General features: G+C 59.6%; 17 protein-coding genes and 1 pseudogene. 12 read left to right on the top strand and 6 right to left on the bottom strand.

Annotated elements, in window-relative coordinates:
* The first annotated feature begins 118 nt into the window (after window positions 1-118).
* From pstS to AC27E8_RS02895, 7 genes are all read left to right on the top strand, one after another.
* Window positions 119-1,246 (top strand): phosphate ABC transporter substrate-binding protein PstS, encoded by a 1,128-nt coding sequence (gene pstS / locus AC27E8_RS02865; RefSeq protein ID WP_487099339.1) that lies wholly within the window; start codon window positions 119-121, stop codon window positions 1,244-1,246.
* A gap of 27 nt (window positions 1,247-1,273) precedes the next feature.
* The gene (pstC, locus tag AC27E8_RS02870; RefSeq protein WP_487099338.1) at window positions 1,274-2,272 is read left to right on the top strand and encodes a phosphate ABC transporter permease subunit PstC; all 999 of its coding nucleotides are present in this window, start codon (window positions 1,274-1,276) and stop codon (window positions 2,270-2,272) included.
* Window positions 2,269-3,123, top strand: a complete 855-nt coding sequence (gene pstA / locus AC27E8_RS02875) for a phosphate ABC transporter permease PstA (protein ID WP_487099337.1) — start codon at window positions 2,269-2,271, stop codon at window positions 3,121-3,123. The genes pstC and pstA overlap by 4 nt, the downstream gene beginning before the upstream one ends.
* A 167-nt stretch (window positions 3,124-3,290) precedes the next feature.
* Complete coding sequence (locus AC27E8_RS02880; protein ID WP_487099336.1) at window positions 3,291-4,463, top strand: MGDG synthase family glycosyltransferase; 1,173 nt, start codon at window positions 3,291-3,293, stop codon at window positions 4,461-4,463.
* Window positions 4,464-4,474: 11 nt separating this feature from the next.
* Complete coding sequence (locus tag AC27E8_RS02885; protein WP_487099335.1) at window positions 4,475-5,173, top strand: polysaccharide deacetylase family protein; 699 nt, start codon at window positions 4,475-4,477, stop codon at window positions 5,171-5,173.
* A 12-nt stretch (window positions 5,174-5,185) separates the two neighbouring features.
* Window positions 5,186-5,815 (top strand): YkoP family protein, encoded by a 630-nt coding sequence (locus AC27E8_RS02890; protein WP_487099334.1) that lies wholly within the window; start codon window positions 5,186-5,188, stop codon window positions 5,813-5,815.
* An 8-nt stretch (window positions 5,816-5,823) separates the two neighbouring features.
* On the top strand, window positions 5,824-6,945 hold the full coding sequence (locus tag AC27E8_RS02895) for an MGDG synthase family glycosyltransferase (RefSeq protein WP_487099333.1): 1,122 nt from the start codon (window positions 5,824-5,826) through the stop codon (window positions 6,943-6,945).
* Here AC27E8_RS02895 and AC27E8_RS02900 read toward each other — a convergent pair.
* Window positions 6,930-7,412, bottom strand: a complete 483-nt coding sequence (locus tag AC27E8_RS02900) for a flavin reductase family protein (protein WP_487099332.1) — start codon at window positions 7,410-7,412, stop codon at window positions 6,930-6,932. The genes AC27E8_RS02895 and AC27E8_RS02900 overlap by 16 nt on opposite strands.
* 230 nt (window positions 7,413-7,642) lie before the next feature.
* On the opposite strand from AC27E8_RS02900, the gene AC27E8_RS02905 reads away from it, so the two are divergent.
* Window positions 7,643-8,539 (top strand): C40 family peptidase, encoded by an 897-nt coding sequence (locus AC27E8_RS02905; protein WP_487099331.1) that lies wholly within the window; start codon window positions 7,643-7,645, stop codon window positions 8,537-8,539.
* Between the two features lie 80 nt (window positions 8,540-8,619).
* Here AC27E8_RS02905 and AC27E8_RS02910 read toward each other — a convergent pair whose 3' ends face one another.
* The 3 genes from AC27E8_RS02910 to pstB all read right to left on the bottom strand — a co-directional run bounded on the left by AC27E8_RS02910 (window position 8,620) and on the right by pstB (window position 10,323).
* Complete coding sequence (locus AC27E8_RS02910) at window positions 8,620-8,760, bottom strand: hypothetical protein (RefSeq protein ID WP_169304833.1); 141 nt, start codon at window positions 8,758-8,760, stop codon at window positions 8,620-8,622.
* 131 nt (window positions 8,761-8,891) lie between these two features.
* Window positions 8,892-9,548: a phosphate signaling complex protein PhoU gene (phoU, locus tag AC27E8_RS02915; protein ID WP_487099330.1), complete on the bottom strand. Its 657-nt coding sequence runs from the start codon at window positions 9,546-9,548 to the stop codon at window positions 8,892-8,894.
* 34 nt (window positions 9,549-9,582) lie between these two features.
* Window positions 9,583-10,323: a phosphate ABC transporter ATP-binding protein PstB gene (gene pstB, locus AC27E8_RS02920; RefSeq protein WP_487099577.1), complete on the bottom strand. Its 741-nt coding sequence runs from the start codon at window positions 10,321-10,323 to the stop codon at window positions 9,583-9,585.
* Between the two features lie 642 nt (window positions 10,324-10,965).
* Between pstB and AC27E8_RS02925 the strand changes: the two genes are divergently transcribed.
* The 3 genes from AC27E8_RS02925 to AC27E8_RS02935 all read left to right on the top strand — a co-directional run bounded on the left by AC27E8_RS02925 (window position 10,966) and on the right by AC27E8_RS02935 (window position 12,948).
* Window positions 10,966-11,205 carry a ferredoxin family protein gene (locus AC27E8_RS02925; protein WP_008336977.1) on the top strand — a complete coding sequence of 80 codons (240 nt, stop codon included), beginning with the start codon at window positions 10,966-10,968 and terminating at the stop codon, window positions 11,203-11,205.
* 90 nt (window positions 11,206-11,295) lie between these two features.
* Window positions 11,296-11,736 carry a hypothetical protein gene (locus AC27E8_RS02930; protein WP_487099329.1) on the top strand — a complete coding sequence of 147 codons (441 nt, stop codon included), beginning with the start codon at window positions 11,296-11,298 and terminating at the stop codon, window positions 11,734-11,736.
* Between the two features lie 273 nt (window positions 11,737-12,009).
* Window positions 12,010-12,948, top strand: a complete 939-nt coding sequence (locus tag AC27E8_RS02935) for an ABC transporter substrate-binding protein (RefSeq protein WP_487099328.1) — start codon at window positions 12,010-12,012, stop codon at window positions 12,946-12,948.
* Here the strand turns inward: AC27E8_RS02935 and istB are convergent.
* Both istB and istA read right to left on the bottom strand, forming a co-directional pair.
* Window positions 12,852-13,667: an IS21-like element helper ATPase IstB gene (gene istB / locus AC27E8_RS02940; RefSeq protein WP_487099327.1), complete on the bottom strand. Its 816-nt coding sequence runs from the start codon at window positions 13,665-13,667 to the stop codon at window positions 12,852-12,854. The genes AC27E8_RS02935 and istB overlap by 97 nt on opposite strands.
* Window positions 13,664-14,887, bottom strand: a complete 1,224-nt coding sequence (istA, locus tag AC27E8_RS02945) for an IS21 family transposase (protein ID WP_487099326.1) — start codon at window positions 14,885-14,887, stop codon at window positions 13,664-13,666. Before istA ends, istB begins: the two co-directional genes overlap by 4 nt.
* A gap of 165 nt (window positions 14,888-15,052) precedes the next feature.
* Here istA and AC27E8_RS02950 point away from each other — a divergent pair.
* Window positions 15,053-16,000: pseudogene (locus AC27E8_RS02950) on the top strand (ABC transporter substrate-binding protein); the annotation flags it as partial.
* Window positions 16,001-16,024 lie beyond the last annotated feature (24 nt).

Below are 16,024 nucleotides of genomic sequence, written 5' to 3' on the forward strand. Positions count from 1 at the left end.
GCATCTCTCCAATGCGCCTTCACATCCCCTTGGTACGCTCGTTCCTGAAGGCGGCGGTTCGTTACGCCGCTAACGTGACAAACTACGTAGCACAGAAGACGATAAGGGGGACCTTTGCGTGAAGTTGCGTTCGAAGTGGTTTGCGGGTCTGGCGGCTGTCGCCGCGGTCGGTGTGGTGGCGGGTTGCGGAACGTCGAATTCGTCTTCCTCGACCGAAAACACGGCGACGAGCAATTCGTCCCAGCAGGCGGCCAGTGTGGCGAACGTCACGCTCACCGAGACGGGATCGTCGCTTTTGTATCCGCTCTTTAACGCGCAGTGGATTCCTGCCTACCATAAGCTTCATCCTGACGTGCAAATGACAGCCGCGTCGACGGGCAGCGGAACGGGCATCTCCGATGCCATCGCAGGCACGGTGGATATCGGCGCGTCGGACGCGTACATGGCGGATGCCCAAATCCAACAGCATCCGGACATGCTCAACATCCCGGTGGCCATCTCGGCGCAGCAGATCATGTACAACCTGCCTGGCGTGAAAGGGCATCTCCAACTGAATGGCCAGGTGCTCGCCGAGATTTATGAGGGCAAGATCCAGTACTGGGACGACGCGAAGATCAAGGCGCTCAACCCGGGCGTGAAGCTTCCGCACCAGGTGATCAAGCCTGTGGTGCGCTCGGACGGCTCCGGCGACACGTTCCTCTTCACGCAGTACCTGAGCAAGTCGAGCGCCGAGTGGAACCAGAACTACGGCTATGGCACCACCATCTCGTGGCCTGGTTTGCAGACGGAGATTGGCGCGAAAGGCAATCAGGGCGTCGTGGCCGCCCTCTCGAAGACACCGTACTCCATCGGCTATGTGGGCATCAGCTGGCTGGACAAGGCCGTCCAACAGGGCCTAGGCTACGCGGCGCTCGAAAATAAGGCTGGCAAGTACGTCCTACCCACCAGCGCGACCATTCAGGCCGCTGCCCAGGAGGGCGTGAAGAGCGTGCCGGCCGACGAGCGGATCTCGCTCATCGACGAGCCGGGTGCCAACTCGTATCCCATCATCAACTTCGAATACCTCATTGTGAAGGACGATCAGCCGAATGCGGCGAAAGCCGACGCACTGAAGGCGTTCTTGGAGTGGGCCATCAACCCGTCTGAAGGCAACAGCGCGAAGTTCCTGACGCCGGTGCACTTCCTGCCGCTCCCGACGAGCGTGCACGCCAAGAGCGAGGCGCAGATCCAGAAGATCAAAGGCTGACACCGATAGATACCAGGAGGGCATGCCGTGCGCAAGGTTTCAAGAGCGGCCAAGGCCTGGGATCGCGGGTTTCGGGTGCTGGCGGCCATTGGGGCCGCCAGCCCTGCCGTGTTCTTGGTCTCCATTGCCGCCATCGTCTTGGTTGAATCGATTCCGACCATTCGCTTCATGGGGATTCACTTTCTCACCGAAACGCGCTGGGACATGGGGAACCTATACGGGGCCCTGACGCACAGAAACGGCATCACGGCGCCCGCCGGTGCGTCCTACGGTGCGCTTGTGTTCATCGTCGGCACGCTGTTGTCCTCCGTCATCGCGCTCATCATCGCCGTGCCGGTCTCGGTCGGGACCGCGCTGATTCTCGCCTACCGCGTTCGCGGGCCGCTCGGCTTTCTGCTCAACATCCTGGTGGAGTTGTTGGCAGGGATCCCGAGCGTCGTGATCGGCCTGTGGGGCATCCTTGTGCTTGTGCCATGGATCGCCAATACCTTTGCGCCGTTTCTGAAGTCTATTCTAGGCTTTATTCCATTCTTCGGCGGGCAAACGGGGACGGGCTACAGCCTGCTGGCGAGCGGCATCGTGCTCGCCATGATGATTGTGCCCATCATCACGGCGACGACGCGCGATCTGCTCGAGCAGGTGCCGGTCCTCGCGCGCGAGGGCGGGCTTGGCATTGGGATGACGTCATGGGAAGTGGTGCGCTACATCGCTCTGCCCTACATCCGCGAAGGATTCATCGGCGCTGTTGCGCTCGGTTGGGGCCGCGCGATGGGCGAGACGATGGCGGTCTTGATGGTGTCCGGCAACGCGACGAACATTTTGCCGCAGAACCTCTATAGTCCGATTTCCACGATGGCCGCGTTCATTGCGAACCAGTTGGACAGCGCGGAGACGGACGCCTCGGGCATGGCGGTCCACGCACTTTCCGAACTCGCGCTGCTCCTTCTCGCCATCACGCTCGCCACGAACCTGGTGGCCCGTTGGTTGGTGCGCCCGCGGCGTCGAGAAGGGGCGGTTGCGTCATGAGGAGACGTCGGCGGAAATGGAAAAGCGCGCTGGGGTGGGGACTCGCCTGGCTGGCGTTTGCGCTTGTTCTCTTTGGCCTCGTGGATCTCGTCGGCTCCGTTCTGTGGCAGGGCATTCGCTCGTTTCGTCTCTTCATGCTGTTTGAGCCCACGCAAGGAATCGCGGGCGGGTTGGAAAACGCCATCTTGGGCACCTTTGAGCTCGTCTTGATAGGCGTCGTGTTCGCTGCACCCCTTGGTATCTTGGGCGGAATTTTCACGTCCGAGTTTGCCCCGCCGCGGCTCGCCGCTGCCATCCGGTTTGTGGCCGAGGTGCTGTCCGGCGTGCCTTCCATCGTGATTGGCTACTTCGGCTATTTGCTGCTGGTGCTGCGTTTCCATTGGGGCTTTTCTGCGCTCGCGGGCGGGGTGGCGCTGACGCTTATCATGTTGCCCTACATTCTTCGCACCACGGACACCAGCCTGCAACAGGTACCGCTGTTGCAGCGCGAGGCGGCCTGGGCTCTCGGGATGACGCGGACGCAAGCCATCCTGAAGACGGTTTGGAGACCTGCTGCTTCTGGGATGGCCACGGGTCTTTTGCTCGCCATCGCTATCGGCCTCGGCGAGACAGCCCCGCTCCTTTACACCGCGGGGTGGAACTCGAACAATCCGTCGCTCGCGCTGACCCATTCGCAGGTAGGGTATCTGACGTATGTCGCGTACTCGTACCTGGACGAGCCTTACGCTCAGGCTCGCCAACTTGCGTATGCAGCGGGATTCGTCCTACTCATGCTGATCCTCATCATCCAGCTCGTCGTGCGCCTTGTCGTGTGGCGCTCCTCGGCGCGGGGCGGGCGATCTACGGCGTAACCCTTGTTCGTGCGGCTATTCGGCCAGGACAACGAATACCATAAGCGGAGAAGGTGCCTGGAGCCTTCTCCGCTTTGTTCTTTTGGCTATGGATGGTCTTGTTCAGTTGTCCGGTGAATCCTTCAAGTTTAGAATAGAGCTGTGGAAGATTTGAGGGGGCGAGACGAATGCGCCGCGTTTTGCTGATGACCGCGTCGTTTGGCTCGGGACATAACCAGGCGGCGTACGCCGTGATGGAGGCGCTCAAGGAAAGAGATGCTGAAGTCGAAGTGGTCGACTACGTGGGGCTCCTGAATCCAGCGCTGCGCTCGTTTGCGAAGTTCAGCCTGATTCAGGGCGTGAAGCGGGCGCCGGGGTTGTACGGCCTTTTTTATAAGTCCATGTCGCGGATCGACCCGGATTCCGCCCTTCAGCGATATGTCAACCACATCGGCATTGAGCGCATCCAGGAGTACATCGCGTATTACCGGCCTGACTGCATCGCGAGCACGTTTCCGACGCCAATGGGGGTCGTCGGCGAACTGCGCCGCGCGGGGAAAATCGACATCCCGAACTTGGCCATCGTGACGGATTACACGGCTCATCGCCAATGGTATCACGACTTCGCGGATCATTACTTTGTCGCGACCGATGAGGTCAAGCGCGATCTCGTCTCGTACGGCATTCCCGAAGACGCGGTGGACGTCGTGGGAATCCCGCTGCGCCGGAAGTTCCGAGAGGAAAACGTCGAGCGCCTTTTGGCACATCGGTCTGAACTGATTCGTTCAATCGGTTTTCAAGAAGACATTCCTATCATCTTGCTCATGGGGGGCGGCAGCGGGATTCTGGCTGATCCCGGCGTATGGGAGTCGTTCATTCCCGAGTCGGGCATGCAGTACCTCATCATCTGTGGCCACAATCGTCGCTTGGAGCGCCGCTTTTCCGCGATCCAGAGCGAGCGGGTCCGCGTCTTCGGGTACACGAACGAGATTGAGAAGTTCATGGCGATGGCAGACCTCATCGTCACGAAGCCGGGTGGGCTGACGCTGACGGAGTCCATCGCGATGCGGCTGCCGCTCCTCATCTACCGGCCGATTCCGGGGCAAGAGGAGGCGAATGCGCGGTTTGCCGAGCAGGCAGGTGTGGCGGTGTGCGTGAAATCCCCGGTGGAAGCCCAGGCGTTCTTGCTCTCGGTGCGTGAAGACCCGTCCATCCTGAGCCGCATGCGCGAGGCTTGCAGCGCGATGCCGAGCTGTGGCGCGGCGGAGCGCATCGCGCAGAAGATCATGCTGTATGCCACGAAGAAGCTTCCGTGCCGCTCCGTGTCGCCGGAGTGGCCGCCCGAGCTTCTTCCGACGTGAGAGGGTGCGCCGTGATCGGGTGGTTGGTGGCGGTTGTCTTCGCCATCCTGGTGGTGTACGCAGGGCTGCCTTTCGTCTGGACGCGGGGCTTGGGGCGTTCCTGCATTCGCCGAACGCCGAAACCAGGATGCGTGGCACTCACCTTTGACGATGGCCCCCATCCCGTATACACGCCCCGGCTTCTGGACGCGCTCAGGGAAGCGGGGGCAAGAGCGACGTTCTTCGTGATCGCCGAGCATGCCCTCCGTCATCCCGAGATTGTCGAACGGATGCTGGCGGAAGGGCACGAAGTGCAGGTGCATGGGTATCGCCATTGGTTCGTGCCGCTGTTGCCCCCCGGACTTACGGCGCGCCAATGCGTGGGAGCCCGGGACATCTTGGCGCAGCGGTTTGGCATTCAACCTCGGGTCTACCGGCCAACCTGGGGCGCGTGCAACCTGGCGACGCTCGTTTTGCTCAGGCGATCGCGCATGTCGATGCTGTTGTGGAGCGTCATGGTGGGCGACTGGCGAAGGACGCCTCCAGAGGAGCTGGTTCGCCGTATTCTTGCCAAGCTCGACGCGCGCTCGGTGATTGTGCTCCACGACAGCGATGAGTCCCCGGGCGCAGAGCGCGGTGCGCCGGAGAGCGTGATTGCGGCCATCCCGGCTGTGGTCGAGGAAGTGCGAAGACGCGGCTACACATTCGTGCTCGCGTCGGACTGCGAATAGGGAGGGGAGACCATGCCAAATCGGGCAGCGCGGGCGGTCTTTGATGCATGGGAAGCCTTATTTCATCGCGCTCTGCACCTGGAGGAACTGGAGCCCGGCACAGAGCACCTGTTTTTCGTTGCCCGCCGCCGGTATCTCGGTCGGACCTTCGAGGTCGACGGGATTGTGGTTCGCCCGGGCGATCCCGTCGTGGAGATGCACATGAACAACGCGCTCATCGAACGGGCGCTTCGCGAAGATGCCAACATCGTGCGGGCGATTGTGCGGCTCTTGAGGCAAGCGCGTGTCTCGTTGCCGGCGCTTGCGAGGGCCGTTCAGCACGAGAAATTTCAGGACGCTCAGGTGTTGTACGGGATCACCATGATTCACCGTGGAATCGAGCACTTCGGTTTTCACACGTACCCGCTTCGCAATCCGTTCGTGCGCGCCGTGACCAGTTGGCACCTGACGAATATCCTGAAAATGGTCAATCCGGATGCAGATCACATCCTGCAGACGCATCGAGACGTGTTACAGCCGAAGCTCGTCGTCGCTTCCAAGCAGAAGATCATCGAGATGTTTGGCGAGGGCGCGCTCTCCGCGCGCGAGGGCGTCATGACGGACGACCAAGGTCGCGGTGAGGTCGTGTCTCTGGACTCATGAGGTGTCTGTTGCTCTATGCTTCGTTTGGCGACGGGCATGTGCAGGTGGCGCGAGCGCTTTCGGAAGCGCTCACGCGGGATCTCGGTGCCGAAGTCCAGGCGGTGGATACGTTTCGGCAGACCAGCGAATCGCTTGCGAGGATGAACGAGCGCATATTCGAATGGAGCACACGTTACGCGCCTGCGCTCTACGGCTGGAGTTACGATTGGACGAAGAATTTGTCCATTCGTCATCCCCTGTGGGCGTTTTTGGCGCGTTTTTCGCGCGGAGCCGCATGGCGAGCCATCCGCGAGTTTCAACCCGACGTGATCGTGCAGCTGTTCCCCGACCATGCGCTGGCGGAGCTGCCGCCGGGGCCGCGGCCGGTGGTGGCCGTTGTGCTCACGGATTTCGCCGTGCACAGCCGCTGGGTGCATGCGAACGCGGATCTCGTGGTGGTGCCGACACAGGAAGCGGCGGCGCACGTGCGGCGCTTTCGGTCAGATGTCCGGGTGGAGGTGGGCGGAATCCCGGTGCGGGATCAATTTCGCCGCTGCGCGCTTTCCCGCCTCGACGGTGCGCGTCGCATCGTGCTGTTGACCGGCGGACGGGGCGTGTTTCCTCAGTATGAAGGGGTGCTTCAGCGACTCATTCGCCACTTTCCCGATCACGTCATCGAGGTCATGTGCGGTCGAAACGCGCGAATGCTGGAGCGAGTGCAGGCCTTTGCGGAGCGAATGGGCCACGCCAGGATTCACCCCATTGGCTTTACCGATGATGTGGCGAGCCATCTTCAGCAAGCGGACTTCGTCATCGCCAAGGCGGGCGGTGTGACCATCGCCGAGTGCCTTGCGTCGGGTACGCCCATGGTGTTTTACAAGCCGTTGCCGGGGCAGGAGCGGGAAAACGCGAGGTGCATCGAGCGCCTCGGCGCCGGACGGATTGCAAGCACCCTCGCTGAGCTCGACGACCTGTTTGCGCACTGGTCCGAGGAGACGCAAGGCGCAATGCGGATGCGGGCTATCGAGTTGGGGAAGCCGGGAGCCGCGTCGTACGTGTCGCTGTGCCTCGCTCGTGCTTGCGAACGTCATCAAGCTTTTGGGCGCTCAGCGCCGGCTGCGGCCCCGGTTGTGGTTCAGGAGAGGGGCTGAAACGAGCCGTACTGGCTCGCGTAGTAGAGCAGCGGCGTTCGCGATTCGTCGGCGGACGCCGCCTCGACTTGTCCGACGAGGACGCGGTGATCTCCGCCTTCCCATTCGTGAACGAGCGTGCAAACGAGGTAAGCCTGTGCGCCCGCGAGGAGCGGCTGGCCCAGCGGACCCACATCGTACGACACGCCCTGAAACTTATCGGACATCTTACTCGCAAACTGGTTGGACAGCCCGGATTGATCATCGGACAGAATGTTGACTGCGAACGCGCCGGATCGGCGAAGAAGTGGAAGAATGCTGGCTCGCTCGTCGATGCACGCGAGGACGAGCGGTGGGCGCAGTGAGAGCGAACAGAAGGCTGAGACCGTGATCCCGCCCATCTCGCCCTCGGTCGCTGCTGTGATCACGGTCACGCCGCTAGCGAATCGGGCCAGGGCCTTGCGAAAAGCGTATTCGTCAATCGCCATGATGTGACTCCTTTCAAGTTTCAACCCTCTTTCATTGTATCGGACTCGAGGCCCTCCGGAAACTTGTCAGGCCGACGCGCGTTCGGCTGAATTGGACATCATGGGACAAAAATCGTCCTGATGCTCGAAGTTGTTCGCAAATCTATGAAAATACGATTGTCGAACTCGAAAGTGCCCGGTATAATAAGCCCCGAAGCAAGCATCTCTGTGGAGCAAAGGGGCTTTGGCGAGTGCGCTCTCGAATCGCAGCAAGCGTAGGTTGGTTGGCCGCGTGCCTGGGGGCTTCTCTCGTACCGGCCACGGCGTTGGCTTCGTCCGCGACGTACACCGTGCGCGCTGGCGACAGCCTCTACAAAATCGCAGCGAAGTTTCACGTGACGGTGCACCAATTGGAGTTATGGAACCATCTTTCGTCCGACGTCATTCACCCGGGGCAGGTCCTCGTGGTCTCCCCTGGCGGTTCCACGTCGGCGTCATCCTCTGCACCTTCCTCGGCCCGTTCAGGAGCATCCACGTACGTGGTTCAGCCTGGTGACTCGCTGTGGTCTATCAGCGAGAAGTTTCACATCAGCATGTCGCAGCTGGAAGCGTGGAACGGCCTGACCTCGTCCAGCGCCATCCACCCTGGCCAATCGCTCCGAGTCTCGAAACCCCAGTCTCTTTCTTCCTCAGCGAACTCGGCCGTCCAACAAGCGTCCCTGTCCAGCCGCGGAAGTTCACCCGGGTCGTCGAACGCGTCGCTCACTCAGAGCGCGCTTGGGTTTGCAGTGGCTGACTATGCGCGCACGTTCCTCGGGGATCCGTACGAGTGGGGGGCGAACGGCCCATCGGCCTTCGATTGCTCGGGCCTGATTCAGTACGTGTACGCCCACTTTTACATTCAGCTGCCTCGGACGAGTTACGCGCAGTATGAGGCGGGGGTCCCGGTTTCGGAGGGCAATCTGAAGCCGGGGGATATCGTGTTCTTTGATACATACGGAAGCGGCCCATCTCACGACGGGATTTACCTCGGCAATGGCCAATTCATCAACGCGGCGAGCACGTCCGTCGAGATTGACAGCTTGTCGGATCCCTATTGGGCCGACCACTACATCGGCGCGCGTCGGGTCATCGGACAGAACGGGTAAGGAGATCAAAGGGAGGGAGCGCGGCTTCACCGCACTCCCTCCCTTTTCTCGATCTCGGCGACTTCTCGCGCCGAGCACCGTCACGAGACGGCGTGTATCGTCACGTAGCCCGCGGTGCCGGCGAGGATGGCGACGGACGCGGCAAACGCGGCTTTTTCAAGGTATTGGACGAACGTCAACAGGCGCTGGACGGGATCTTGCGCGGCTTTCTTCCTTTCCACCACAACACCCTCCTAGCCACGATCATCTGCTTCCAGTCTACCACGAGGGGCAGCGACACAGACGTAGCGTAGGCGTCCGTCTTTGACGGTTATGTCACAAGTTTCTCGCGGATCGTCGAGTCTTGTCGACGTCAGTTCAGATCCGACCGCTCGCCCGTCAGGATGTACAGGACGCTCTCGCCAATGTTGGTGACGTGATCGCCGATGCGTTCGAGGTAACGGCCGCAGAACGCGATGAGCATGCGCTGCTGGGGGGTTCCGCTCGCGTCAGGCCCATCGGCGAAGAGTTCTTCCACGAGAAGCCGATAGTCGCGATCGACCGCGTCGTCCATTTCCGCCAATCGGCGCGCCGCGTCCGCGTCACTGTTCACATAGGCGTTCAAGCCCTCAGACACCATGCGATCGACCGCTTCCGCCATTTCGTGCAGCCGACGTGCTGGTTCCTGCATCGGGGGCGTGGACAGGCGCAGGGCCGTTTTGGCGAGATCGACGGCGAGATCTCCCATCCTTTCGAGGTCGACGGCGAGCCGCATGCCTGCGACGATTCTGCGAAGATCGCCGGCTACGGGCTGCTGGGTGGCGATGAGGCGGATGCACAGATCCTCGACTTCGTGGTCCTGGCGATTGATCTCCCGATCCCGCTCAATGACGCGTTCTGCGAGCGCTTGGTCGTGTTTGAGCACAGCGGCGACAGCGTGGCGGATGGACTCCTGCACGTCTCCACCCATGTGCAAAAGCTTCAACTTGAGTTCCTTGAGGGCGATGTCAAAGGCTTGGCGTTGGTGCATACGGCTCGTCCCTTCGTTCGCGCGAGATTGGACCTCATCCAAATCGGCCGGTGATATAATCTTCCGTGCGCTTGTCTTTCGGTTTCGTGAACATTTGCGACGTGTCGTCCATCTCGATGAGATGGCCCTGGTAGAAGAATGCCGTCTTGTCTGCGATGCGGGCCGCCTGCTGCATATTGTGCGTCACAATCACGATGGTGTACGTCTGCTTGATCTCTTCGATCAGCTCTTCGATGCGCATAGTCGAAATAGGATCCAAGGCGGAAGCAGGCTCGTCCATGAGCAACACTTCGGGTTCCACGGCGATGGCTCGTGCGATGCAGAGGCGCTGCTGTTGGCCGCCTGACAACGCCGTTGCAGGCTTGGCCAAACGATCCTTCACCTCGTCCCAAAGGGCCGCCATTCGCAGCGCCCGCTCGACGCGATCCCGCAGTTCGCTGGGGCGGCGGATGCCCGCCAATTTCAACCCAATGGCGATGTTGTCGAAGATCGACATGGTGGGGAATGGATTTGGTTTTTGAAACACCATGCCCACCATGCGGCGGACATCGACCGGGTCCAGGTCAAAAAGCGATTCACCGGCCAGTCGGATGTCCCCTTCCACGCGGGCCTGGGGATGTGTTTCGTGCATGCGATTCAGGCACCGAATGAACGTCGATTTTCCACAGCCCGACGGGCCGATGATGGCGGTCACGCGATTCTCCTCGATGTCCATGTCAATATTGTGCAACACCTGGTGTGCGCCGTACCATGCGTTTAAGCGGCGAATCGTCATGGACTTGCCCACGACTTGTCTCCTCCCAATCCTATGCCGTTTCCAGTCTCTCTATCCTCAAGACACGCATGATTCCGCAGAACACAATACCGGGTGAATGTTAAGGACGTGTGAGGTTTGTGTAGATTTTTGTGAGGAACAACACAAAAGCCACGGCGTCGTGACCGCGGCGTGGCTCCTGTGTGGAGAAGTCGATGATGACACACTCTAGTGTACTTCAAATACGCTCAGGTCGCGTCGGTTCTTGTGGGTGAACATGTGTCCATCTTGTGACAACCGTTTGACTGCGTGCCGCACCCGTGTCAGAGAACTTCAAAATCTTTCAATATCCTCTTCACAAAGCTGTCACTCGGCCTTTACGTTTCGATGCTACAGTGAGAGTGCGCTGGACCTGTGCTTAAGCGGTTCGTGCATGAACCCCAATCCGCGCTTGCCGCCCCAAAAATGGGGCGGCTTTTTTTGGGAATCTGGCGGGCCGTGTGCGGAAGACGGAACTGGCGGGACAACCTCCAGGTAGGACAAAAGATCGAATTCGACAGAACCGTGACATGCAAAACTTTCGTTTGAGTTTTCCTATAGATTTGGTGTATATCTGTAACGAGGACATCATCTACGATAAGGATTCGAGGGAGGCTCACGCGAATGCCGTTTGTCATCACGTCGCCTTGTATTGGGGAAAAGGCCGCGGACTGCGTGGAGACGTGCCCAGTGGACGCCATCCACGAGGGTCCGGATCAGTACTATATTGACCCCGATCTGTGCATTGATTGCGCTGCATGCGAGCCGGTTTGTCCGGTCAACGCCATCTATCAAGAGGAGTTTGTTCCAGAGGACGAGAAGGAGTTCATCGAGAAGAACCGGAATTTCTTCCGCAACCGCTGAGATGGGGTGTGACGCCCTGGAGCCGTCGGTTCCGCTTGCGCGGACCGGCGGTTTTGACTTGAGAGGGTTGTGCCGAGAGGAGGGAGCGGTGTGAATCGGCAATGGACCATCGCGAGCATCGCGATGGTTTGTACGTTAATTGCGGGGTGTGGCACGCCTCTTCGTGGAACGAACTCGTCTTCTGGCCCAAGCGGGCGCCAGGCGGGTGTGCAGGTGGCGAGCGAGACACAGGTCGATCCGAAGCTATACGCGGTATGCAGCGCCATTTATCGCGGCGTGGAACAGGCCCTGAAAGAGAACCGGAATGAGAGCTTCGACACCGAACTTCAATCTGTTCAGGCGATAGGCAGCAGCGCTCCGCCCCTTTCGCCGAACGGAGAATTGTTTGCGGACGCACAGCAAGTCGTGGCGCTCTGCGACGCGTACACCGGAGAAGGGGCCCCGGCCAAGGTGTACAACGAACTGCAGGACTCGCTTCGGACGCTGAAGCAGGCCCTGGACCGATACCGGTCCAAGTTGCCGCGTTCGTGAGCGCTTTTCTCTGGGATCGCGTGCTCTTGCCGTAATCGATTTCGAGACCACCGGAGTCGCCCACTTCACCACTTGCACCAAAACGATTGCGAATTTCCTCTTGCATTCGCTTTCATCGCCGTGGCAAAATAGCGACGAGAGCGCTTGCAGCGCCGTGATGGCGCAATCGATTTCGGCTGGGATGCCCGATATCCTCTGCATCTTTGTGCTGGTTGCTCTGCACACTCGGTCGAAATCGATTTCGGCTTTGACGTCGAGAAGGGGGAACGAAGCATGAAGCGGTCGAAGAGAAGTCGAGGATGGGTCGCTGCTGCGTTAGGTCTCGCTGTGGTGGGTGTCGCCGGGTGTGGCGCAGCAAACACCTCGGTCAACAGCACCAGCCATTCTTCCACGCCGTCGCCAGGAGCGGCCAGTGCGTCGTCGAGTTCGGTCTTGACCGTCGCGCCAAATGTCACGGGCACCTTTTCGGACAATTTCAATCCGTTCAGTACGAACAGCATGCCCGGTACCTTAGGTAATATCTACGAGACGCTGTTCTACTTCGACAATACGACCGGGAAACAGTTCAACCTGCTGGGGACCTCGTTCCGTTTTTCGAACGGCGGGAAGACCCTCACGGTTTCTCTGCGCAAAAACGCAGTCTGGACGGACGGAGTTCCGTTTACGGCGCAGGATGTCGTCTTCACATTCGAAGATCTCAAGAAGTATCCTGATGCGGATACCAACGGCGTGTGGCAGCAGCTGAAAAGTGTCCAAGCTGAAGGAAAGTACACGGTTGTATTCCAGTTCGAGCAGCCCAACATCCCGTTTGCCGAGCAGTACGTCCTCGGAGGCACGTACATTGTGCCGGCTCATCAGTGGAAGTCGCTTGGCGATCCGGCCAAAGCCAAGATCACGCACTTGAATGCCATTGGCACGGGCCCATTTAAGCTGTCGTCCTTCACAACCCAGGACTATCAATTCACGGCCAATCCGCGTTATTACGGAGGGGCACCCGAGGTCAAGACTCTCAATTATCCGGCGTTTGCCAGCAACTCCAGTGTCAACAGCGGATTAAAACTCCCCAAAAAAATCGCGCTCGATTCCCCAAAAACAGCGGATTCGATTCCCCAAAATCATCGCGATTCGTTCCCCACACATACGTTCGCTTCTTCTCGTGTTCCCGACAATGCGTGCGTAACGCCAGCTCGTAGCTTGTCTTTCATCCGGTAACTGTTGCCGCGGATATTCACGGTCGTGGCGTGGTGCAGCAAGCGGTCGAGCAAGGCGGCGGCCAAGACCTGGTCACCAAAGAGCGTTCCCCAGTTCGTAAAACTCGTGTTGGACGTGATGATCAACGACCCTCGCTCGTACCTCTCTGAGACCAGCCGAAAAAAGTTCGCGGCGTCGAGCGCGTCAAGAGGCAAGTAGCCTACCTCATCACAGATGAGAACCTTCGGCTGCGTATAGACTCGGAGGCGCCTGTCCAGCCGCCCTTCTTGGTAGGCTCGGCGCAAATCGCTCACGAGTTTCTGCATGGTGACGAAGTAGACGCTCATCCGCTGGCGAATCGCCTCCATGCCGAGAGCCACCGCCAAATGCGTCTTTCCCACCCCCGGAGGTCCTAAGAAGATCACGTTTCCACATTCTTGGACAAACGTTAGCGTTGCGAGCTCTCGGATTTGGCGCTCATCCACAGACGGCTGGAACGAGAAATCGAAGTCGGCGAGCGTCTTGTGGAACGGAAAGTTCGCCAAGCGCAGCCGAGCCTGCATGGCCCGGCTGTGCCGTTCCTCCTGCTCAGCCTCCAGCAAACGCTGGAGAAATGCGATATAGGTCGCCTCTTGCCCAGTGGCCCACTCCACGCACGCCGGCAAGACAGCAGCTGCTCGCTTCAAGCCCAGGTCCAACAGTTGTTCCTCGACCTGAGCGACCACCAACGCTTCGCTCATTGCACATGACCTCCCATGGCGATCTGTTCATAGATCGCAAGTTCGCGCTGCTCCACGTCCGGGTCGACTTGCCATCCCGCCGTCTTACCCCGCGTCGGATTCGCGCTATCTCGAGGGATGTTCTTGTAGTGCTCGGGATCCGTGGAGATTTGATGCTTGCCGGGCAGCACGCGATGTGCCGCAATGACCTGTCCGCCGTATTCGATCTGCAGGCGACCCGACTCGAACTCCCGAACCAGGACCGTGTGGCCCACATAGGGCCAGGGAACGGTGTACAAGTTCGTATTCCAGGAGACTCGGCAGTCATTCATCACCTTCCGAAGGCCTGCACAAGCCAACACATACGGGGCGGCTGGTAGCGGTTGCAGCTTTTCGGCCTGAAACCGCACGATGGGCTGTTCATGGGTCGTTCCGTGGATGCGGACGTTGGCTACGTGATCGCGCCACCATGCGACCTGTCGGTTCAAGTCCTCTTCGTCCACAAAGGTAACTGGCCAGAAGCTGTCCCGGATATAACGAATGGGCCGTTCCACTTTGCCCTTGGTGCGGCTCCGGCGGGGCCGACATGCCTTGGGCACGAATCCGTAGAACTTCGCAAAGTCGAGATAAGCCGGTTGCCAGTCCACGTGGCCTTGACCGTCATTGGCGATCACCAAAGGCGAACAGTTGTCGCTGAGAATCACCCGAGGCACCCCGCCAAAGAACTCCAGCGCGTTGCGAAGGGCCTGAAGGATGTGCAGCTGGTCGGCCGCTTTGATAAACTCAACGTAGAGCATGCGGGAGTAGGCGAGTACCATGGCGAAGGCCCAAATCGTTCGTCGCCGACCGTGCGAATCGTAGTAGGGGAAGGCCCCCAAGTCGATCTGGGCTTGTTCACCAGGGTCCGACTCATAGCGTTCCGTGGCCTTGGCAGAGACCACCGGGCGAAGTGGCTTCATGAACTCACGCAGGACGGTGATACCGCCGGTATAACCCTGCTCCCGGATCTCTCGTAGAATTCGTTCAGCGTTGAGAACACCGAGTTGCATACGCTGCTTCACGTAATCCTTGTAGGGCTCCAGCTTGGAGCCTTTCTTTCGTTCCCCACGCGACGCTCTTTCGCCCTGCTTCTCTTCCGCCGATGAGTTCAGTGCATTGCGAATGGTCTTTCGGTCATGGCCGAATCTTCTGGCCAGCTCCGAGATGCTGACGCCTGCCTCGTAGAGTTGCCTGATTTCCATCCTCTCGTCCTCCCTCATGACGGGCACCTCCCATGAACGGATGACAGGTGCCCCGATTCGACATGGGGGTGGGGAATTCATCCCGATGATTTTGAGGAATTGAGGCCGATGATCTTGGGGAATTCTCATCCGATGTTATTGGGGATTTTACAACCGATGTTGACATCCAGTGCCGATCTGGCACTCGCGAGCGGTCAGATTCAATACGCCGGCATCAATATCCCCAATGTCGAAAAGACCTTTGTAGCGGCCGATCCGGCGCACAATCACTATCTGTTCCCGCCTAACGAACCGGTGGAACTTTATCCGAACCTGCACAACCCGCTCCTCGCCATGCTACCTGTGCGCGAGGCTATCAGCCTGGCCATTGACCGAAATGCGCTGTCGAAAATCGGGGAGACAGGCTACGAGAAGCCGGCTGTCCCTACCAGCCTCGTATTGCCGCCCCAGTCGTCGTGGTTGGACCCCAGTCTCCCTGCGAGCTATCGTGCATTTACGCTCAACGATGCGAAAGCGGTGCAGATTTTGCAGAAGGCAGGCTTCCGCAAGGACCAAAACGGAATCTTCGCGTTGCACGGCAAGGAGTTGTCTTTCAACTTACTCACGGTCAGCGGTTGGAGCGACTGGGACGAAGACGCGCTGCTGATCAAGCAGCAATTGGCGAAGGTCGGGATCGCCGTGAACGTGCAGGAGGAGCAGTTCTCGGCCTACTACAGCGCCATCGATCCGGGCCCGGGTCAGGCTCCGCACTACGACCTCGCCATTTCGTGGACCAACGTGGGGCCTACGCCGTACACGACGTATTACGACATGTTGGATTCGCACGGGTCCTTTAATTTAGAAGGCTATCGCAATGCGCAGGTGGATCAGTGGTTCAACGAGTTTTCGTCGACCACCGATAGCCGGGTTCAGCACCAGGTGATGTACAGGATTGAGCGACTGGTGGCGAGCCAACTGCCGGTCATCCCGCTGTTGGATGGCGCGCTCTGGTACGAGTACAACGACCGTCACTTCACGGGCTTCCCGACGGCCAACAACCTCTGGATCAATCCCGCGCCGTACACCTATCAGGCGGCGGCCATCATCATGGATCACCTGAAGCCGGTGAAGTGAGCGGGCAGTCGCTTTACGAACGAG

The organism is Alicyclobacillus sp. CIJ1, from assembly GCF_057538885.1.

Coding starts and splice junctions, on each gene's coding strand:
- istB (WP_487099327.1), bottom strand. CDS start 13,667: ATGAGCGAAGCGTTGGTGGTCGCTCAGGTCGAGGAACAACTGTTGGAC.
- pstB (WP_487099577.1), bottom strand. CDS start 10,323: ATGACGATTCGCCGCTTAAACGCATGGTACGGCGCACACCAGGTGTTG.
- istA (WP_487099326.1), bottom strand. CDS start 14,887: ATGGAAATCAGGCAACTCTACGAGGCAGGCGTCAGCATCTCGGAGCTG.
- pstA (WP_487099337.1), top strand. CDS start 2,269: ATGAGGAGACGTCGGCGGAAATGGAAAAGCGCGCTGGGGTGGGGACTC.
- AC27E8_RS02890 (WP_487099334.1), top strand. CDS start 5,186: ATGCCAAATCGGGCAGCGCGGGCGGTCTTTGATGCATGGGAAGCCTTA.
- phoU (WP_487099330.1), bottom strand. CDS start 9,548: ATGCACCAACGCCAAGCCTTTGACATCGCCCTCAAGGAACTCAAGTTG.
- AC27E8_RS02880 (WP_487099336.1), top strand. CDS start 3,291: ATGCGCCGCGTTTTGCTGATGACCGCGTCGTTTGGCTCGGGACATAAC.
- AC27E8_RS02935 (WP_487099328.1), top strand. CDS start 12,010: ATGAAGCGGTCGAAGAGAAGTCGAGGATGGGTCGCTGCTGCGTTAGGT.
- AC27E8_RS02925 (WP_008336977.1), top strand. CDS start 10,966: ATGCCGTTTGTCATCACGTCGCCTTGTATTGGGGAAAAGGCCGCGGAC.
- AC27E8_RS02900 (WP_487099332.1), bottom strand. CDS start 7,412: ATGGCGATTGACGAATACGCTTTTCGCAAGGCCCTGGCCCGATTCGCT.